6 protein-coding genes are annotated in these 5,954 nt (G+C 73.2%); 1 reads left to right on the top strand and 5 read right to left on the bottom strand.

The features are described from left to right. From NS354_RS12380 to NS354_RS12360, 5 genes are all read right to left on the bottom strand, one after another. Positions 1–687 (bottom strand): amino acid ABC transporter ATP-binding protein (locus NS354_RS12380; protein ID WP_058594762.1); only part of this gene is annotated, 687 nt, incomplete at its 3' end. 9 nt (positions 688–696) lie between these two features. After that, positions 697–1,758, bottom strand: coding sequence for an amino acid ABC transporter permease (locus NS354_RS12375; protein WP_058594761.1), 1,062 nt, complete (start codon positions 1,756–1,758; stop codon positions 697–699). Further along, positions 1,755–2,480, bottom strand: a complete 726-nt coding sequence (locus NS354_RS12370) for a GNAT family N-acetyltransferase (protein ID WP_241490538.1) — start codon at positions 2,478–2,480, stop codon at positions 1,755–1,757. The genes NS354_RS12375 and NS354_RS12370 overlap by 4 nt, the downstream gene beginning before the upstream one ends. Continuing rightward, positions 2,477–3,868, bottom strand: a complete 1,392-nt coding sequence (locus NS354_RS12365) for an NtaA/DmoA family FMN-dependent monooxygenase (RefSeq protein WP_058594760.1) — start codon at positions 3,866–3,868, stop codon at positions 2,477–2,479. Before NS354_RS12365 ends, NS354_RS12370 begins: the two co-directional genes overlap by 4 nt. Then, a complete protein-coding gene (locus NS354_RS12360) occupies positions 3,865–5,172 on the bottom strand; it encodes an LLM class flavin-dependent oxidoreductase (protein WP_058594759.1) in 1,308 nt (435 codons plus the stop codon). The genes NS354_RS12365 and NS354_RS12360 overlap by 4 nt, the downstream gene beginning before the upstream one ends. A 194-nt stretch (positions 5,173–5,366) precedes the next feature. On the opposite strand from NS354_RS12360, the gene NS354_RS12355 reads away from it, so the two are divergent. Continuing rightward, complete coding sequence (locus NS354_RS12355; protein ID WP_058594758.1) at positions 5,367–5,888, top strand: NADPH-dependent FMN reductase; 522 nt, start codon at positions 5,367–5,369, stop codon at positions 5,886–5,888. Positions 5,889–5,954: the final 66 nt, after the last annotated feature.

Here is a 5,954-nt window from a genome sequence, read left to right as displayed (position 1 = left end):
GGCGAACCCGATCTCGTGCGTGACGATGATGAGCGTGGTGCCGCCGTGGGCGAGGTCGCGGATCACCCGCAGCACCTCCCCTACGAGCTCCGGGTCGAGCGCGCTGGTGGGCTCGTCGAACAGCAGCACGTCGGGTTCGAGCGCGAGGGCCCGCGCGATCGCCACGCGCTGCTGCTGGCCGCCCGAGAGCTGACGCGGGTAGTGGCCGGCGCGATCCGCCAACCCGACGCGTTCGAGCAGCACTCGGGCCTGCGCCACCGCCTCGCTGCGACGGGCACGCTTCAGCCCGATGGGCGCCTCGATGATGTTCTCGAGCGCGGTGAGATGGGGGAACAGGTTGAAGTTCTGGAAGACCATGCCGACGCGCGTGCGCCGCGCCAGCACCTCCTTCTCGGGGAGCTCGTGCAGCGCGTCGCCGCGGCGCTCGTACCCGATGTACTCGCCGTCGATGGTGATGGAGCCGCCGTCGATGGTCTCGAGGTGGTTGATGGCGCGCAGCAGGGTCGACTTGCCCGAGCCGGAGGGGCCGAGCAGGCTCACCACCTGCCCGGGTTCGACGCGCAGCGAGATGCCGTGCAGCACCTCGTGCGCGCCGTACGACTTGTGCACGCCGTCGATCTCGACGAGCCCGGCGCGGCCGGTCGCGCGGGTCTCGCGGGGGGCGGCGGTTGCGGTGGGGGTGGTCATGCGATGCTCCTATTGGGCGTGGGCGGTGATCGCCGCGACGGAGTGGGCGGATACGGGGCCGGTCGACGCTCCGGTGCGCGCACCGCGCGGCGACCGCTCGCGGCCGGAACGGGGCCCGCGTCGGACGTCGCCCGCGAGTGCCGCGATCCTGCGGCGCGCGCGCTGCAGCGGCGTGGGGGGAAGCTCGCGGGCGGTGCCCCGCGAGAACCGGCGCTCGATGTAGTACTGCGCGATGCTGAGCACGGTCGTGAAGATCGTGTACCAGACCGCGGCGACCAGCAGCAGCGGCACCACCTGCTGATTGCGGTTGTAGATCACCTGCACGGTGTAGAAGAGCTCGGGCAGGGCGACGACGAAGACCACCGAGGTGCCCTTGAGGAGCCCGATGACCTCGTTGAACGCGTTGGGCAGGATCGCGCGCGCCGCTTGCGGCAGCACGATGCGGAAGAAGCGTCGCCCCCGCGGAATGCCGAGCGCGCGCGCGGCCTCGAGCTGCCCCTGGTCGACGGAGAGGAGCCCGCCGCGGATGATCTCGGCGGAGTACGCGGCCTGGTGCAGTGAGAGGCCGAGGATGGCCGCGACGGAGCCCGAGAGCAGTCGCACCGTGTCGAACTCGACGACGAAGAAGTCGTAGGTGAAGGGCCACCCGATGCCCAGCGTCGGGAAGAGGTACCCGAGGTTGTACCAGATGACGAGCTGCACGACGAGCGGCACGGAGCGGAAGAACCAGATGAACCCCCACGCGAACGAGCTGAGCAGCGCCGACCCCGAGAGCCGGGCGACGGCGAGGATGCCTCCGAGCGCGAACCCGATCACGGCGGAGATGCCGGTGAGCCAGAGGGTGAGCCAGAGCCCGCGCAGCACGGCCTCGTTGAAGAAGTACTCGGCGAACACGTTCCAGCGCCACTGCGGGTTGGAGAAGAACGTCCAGATGAGCTGCGCGAGCAGGAAGACGGCGACGGCGCTGAACGCCCAGCGCCACCAGTGGCGCAGCGGCACGACGTCGAGGGCCTTCGGCCGGGCGGCGCGGTTCACCACCTCGGCCTGCGGGGTGTCGAGCGTGGTCGTCATGGTCGGTCCTCCTGCGGGGCGGTCGGGGTGAGATCGCGGGGCGCCGCCCGATGCTGGGCGGGGGCTGCGCGATCCGGATCGGGGGCTGCGCGATCGGGATCCGGGGCTGCGCGATCGGGATCCGCCGCCGCCGGCGGCAGCGGCTTCTCGAACGCGTGGATGCCGATGTCGGCGGCGTCGCGTCGCGGGTCGAACAGCGGAGCGTAGCCTGCGCGCAGGTACAGCGCGACGGCCTCCGGCTGGCGCGGCCCGGTCGTGAGGTACACGCGCTCGTAGCCCAGCCGCGCCGCCTCCCGCTCGAGGGCGCTCAACACGCGCCGCGCGAGGCCGCGGCCCCGCAGGTCGGCGCGGGTCCACACCCGCTTGAACTCGGCCGTGCGGTCGTCGTACCGCATGAACGCCCCGCCCGAGACAGGTGCGCCGTCGAGCAGCAGCACGAGGAAGGCGCCGGTGGGGGCGACGAACGACTCGACCGGATACCGGTTCAGCTCGACGGCGGCCGCCTCGCCGAACACCTCGACGCCGTATCGCGCGTCGTACTCGCGCTCGAGGTCGGCGAGCAGGGGCCGCGCCAGGGCGTCGTCGGGATGCACGATGCGCACGGCGAGCGATGCGGCCTCGGGGTGCGCCCCCGCAGAGGCCGCCTCGCGCCCGGAATCCGCGGCGAGCGGCGCCTCCGCCACGCGCTCTGCCTCGGCCGCGAGCGGCGCCGTCGCGGTCACGCCGCCGCCTCCCGCTTCGTCGTATCGTCTGCGGGGCGCGGAGGCTGGGGCAGGCCGAGCGTGCGCCGCAGGGTGACGGGGGCCCCGGTCTCGGGATCCGTCTCGTACCGCTCGCGGAACACGCCGCGCTCCTGCAGCAGCGGCACGACGCGATCCACGAAGGGATCGAGGCCGCCGGGAGTGAGGTGCGGCACCAGCACGAACCCGTCAGAGGCGCGACCCTGCACGTGGCGGTCGATCTCGGCGGCGATGGTCTCGGGCGAGCCGACGAAGGTGTGCGACGCCGTCTCGGCGGCCACCAGCTGCCGCACGGTCAGCCCCTCCGCGGCGGCGCGCGCCCGCAGCTGCGCGGCCCGCGCGACGCGATCCTCGACCCGCGTCGAGACCTGGCCGAGACGCTGCTCGCCCGCTCCCGGCTCGGTCGCGGGCAGCGGCCCGTCGGGATCGAGCCCCGGCAGCTCGCGGCCCCAGATCGCCTCGACCCAGGCCACCGCGGTCTGCGGGGTGGTCTGCGCGAAGCCGACCGCCCGTGAGGCCTCCGCCGCGTCGGCGTCGGTGTCGCCGATCACGAAGGTGGCGGCGGGGAGGATCAGCAGCGAATCCTCGGTGCGCCCCGCCGCGGGCAGGCGCCCCTTGACGTCGCGGTAGAACTGCTGCCCCGCCGCGAAGTCGGCGTGGCGCGAGAAGATGATCTCGGCGTTGGCGGCGGCGAAGTCGCGCCCCGCCGGCGAGTCGCCGGCCTGCACGATGACCGGGTACCCCTGCGGGCTCCGCGGGAGGGACCCGGTCGCGCGCACGTCGAACTGCGGGCCGGAGTGCACGACCGGGTGCACGAGCTGCTCGTCGATGAAGCGCCCCGAGCCGCGGTCTGCGAGCACCGCGCCCGTCTCCCACGAATCCCAGAGGCGTTTCGAGAGGGCGACGAACTCCTCGGCGCGCGTGTACCGATCCTCGTACGGCAGGAACCCGCCGCGACGGAAGTTGGCGCCGTGGAAGGCGTCGGGTGAGGTCACCACGTTCCAGCCGACCCGGCCGCCCGAGAGCGTGTCGATGGTGGCGAGCTGGCGTGCGAGCTCGTACGGCTCGTTGAAGGTGCTGGAGAGCGTGCCGACGACGCCGATGTGCTGCGTGACCGAGGCCATCGCGGCGAGGATCGCGAGCGTCGCCGGCCGCCCCGCGACGTCGAGGTCGTGGATCTGCCCGCCGTGCTCGCGCAGGCGGAGGCCCTCGGCGAGGAAGACGTAGTCGAACAGCCCGCGCTCCGCGGTGCGGGCGAAGTGGGCGAACGACGCGAAGTCGATCTGGCTGCCCGAATCGGGGTCGCTCCAGACGGTGGTGCTGTTGACGCCCGGGAAGTGGGCGACGAGTCGTGCCTGACGCTGAGTCATGCGGAGACCTCCTGAGGTGCTCGACGGGCGGCGTATCGGTTGGGCGCGACGCCGAGACCGAAGCGCTCGCGCAGCGGGGTCGGCTCGGAGGCGCCGGGGTTCGCGAGCCCGCGTGCGCGCAGCAGGGGCAGCAGCTCGGAGGCGATGAGGCTCAGGTCGAGCGGCAGCACGGCGGGGCGCAGGCGCACGCCGTCGACGCCTGCGTCGCGCCATGCGGCGATCCGGTCGGCGATGCGCTCGGCGGGCCCCGCCTCGATGCGCGCGTCGCCCGCGGCGGCCACCCCCGCGAGTCGGTCGAGCCGCGCCACGCGATCCGCGCCGCCCTCCGCGCCGGAGTCGAGCGCGACCACGAGGTCGGCGACGATGCGGAGCGGGTGCAGGCCGAGGGCGGCACGATCGACGCCGGCTTCGGCTTCGCGCACCTCGGCGATGAGGTCGGCCGCGGTCTTGCCGCGGGAGGCTCCGGCGGCGGGCGCCTCGTTCTCGGGGGTGATGAACACGACGTCGGCGGTGCGCGCGGCGAGGTCGAAGATCGGTGCGGCGTGCGCGAGCAGGGTGACGACGATCTGCCCCTGCGGCGAGCGCGGCACGATCGACGGGCCGATGACGGAGAACCCGTCTCCCTCGAAGTCGATGTGGTGCACGCGGTCGCGGTCGAGGAAGCGGCCGGTCTCGAGGTCGCGGATGATCGCGTCGTCCTCCCAGCTGTCCCAGAGCCGCCGCGCGACCTCGGCGGCGTCGGCGGCGTCGGTGATGAGGGCGTCGAGCCCCGCCTCCGGCTCTCCGGCGAACACGCGCTCGATGTCGAGCTCGGGTGCGGGGCGCCGCCCGAACGCGTCGGCCGAGGCCCGGTCGGCGGAGAAGCGCAGCTGCCAGCCGGCCCGCCCGCCCGAGACGTGGTCGAGCGTCTGCAGCGCGGTCGCGACGTGGAACGGCTCGGTGTGCGTCGTCGTGACCGTCGGGATGAGCCCGATGCTGCGGGTGCGGGGGGCGAGCCAGCTGGCGGTGAGCAGCGCATCGAGGCGGCCCTCGACGCGTGCGGGGTCGAGGGTGCGCGATCCCGCCGGGGCGTCGGGGCCCGGTTCTGCGGCGCCCTGCAGCCGCAGCGCGTCCTCGAAGGTGACGTAGTCGGCGCCCGCGCGCTCGGCGGTGTCGACGAGCTCCGACCAGTACTCGGGGGAGAACAGATCGGCGGGGCGAGCTGCCTCGTCGCGCCAGGCGCTCGGGTGCCAGCCTGCGCCGTCGAGGGCGATGCCGACGGTGAACGGCGCAGCAGTCTGTTTCGGTTCGGTTATGGAAGACATGCGGTGAGCTTATGGTGCAGGATCTCGATCCCGGAAGAAACATGACGAACGATGACCGTTACGGACTGTTGCGCGCAGCCATCCGAACCCCGGAACGCGCGGCCTACACTGAGCACCACGCTCCGGGATGAGATCCCGGGCGCCTCCGCGACACCACACCGTGGATCACGACCGACCGCCGAGAAGGGAACGTCATGTCCACACTCTCCGTCATCATCGGAAACCCGAAACCCCGCTCACGCACCCGCCGGATCGCGGAGGCGCTCGCAGCGCGCATCGCCGACCGCACGGGCGCCGAGCTGCTGCCCACCGTCGATCTCGTCGACCACGCCGACGAGCTCTTCGCGTGGCCGGCACCCCACGTCGACGCGTGGAGCGCGCAGCTGCGCGACTCCGACTACGCGATCATCGCGACGCCCACCTACAAGGCCAGCTACACGGGCCTGCTGAAGGCGTTCCTCGACCGGTACCCCGCGGGCGGGCTCCAGGGCGTGACCGCGATCCCCCTCTTCACCACCGCCTCCGATGAGCACGCCCTCGCCGTCGAGTTCACGCTGCGCCCGCTCCTCGTCGAACTCGGAGCGAGCGTGCCCACCCGCGGCCTCGCCTTCTCCACTCCCCGATTCGACCGGCGCGACGAGCTGCTCGACGCATGGGTCGCCGCCGAGGGCGGCCTGCTGCGCCCGGCCGAAGCGCGACTGCAGGTGCCCGCATGAGCGCCGGCGCCCTCGCCGTCGCCGTCGACGCTCCGACCGCAGCCCCGGCTCCCGCCGCCCCCGCCG

The sequence above is a fragment of the Leucobacter chromiiresistens genome (genome assembly GCF_001477055.1).
GTDB lineage: Bacteria > Actinomycetota > Actinomycetes > Actinomycetales > Microbacteriaceae > Leucobacter > Leucobacter chromiiresistens_A.
Note: the sequence above shows the minus strand (reverse complement) of the source record. Positions and strands in the feature narration are given on the sequence as shown.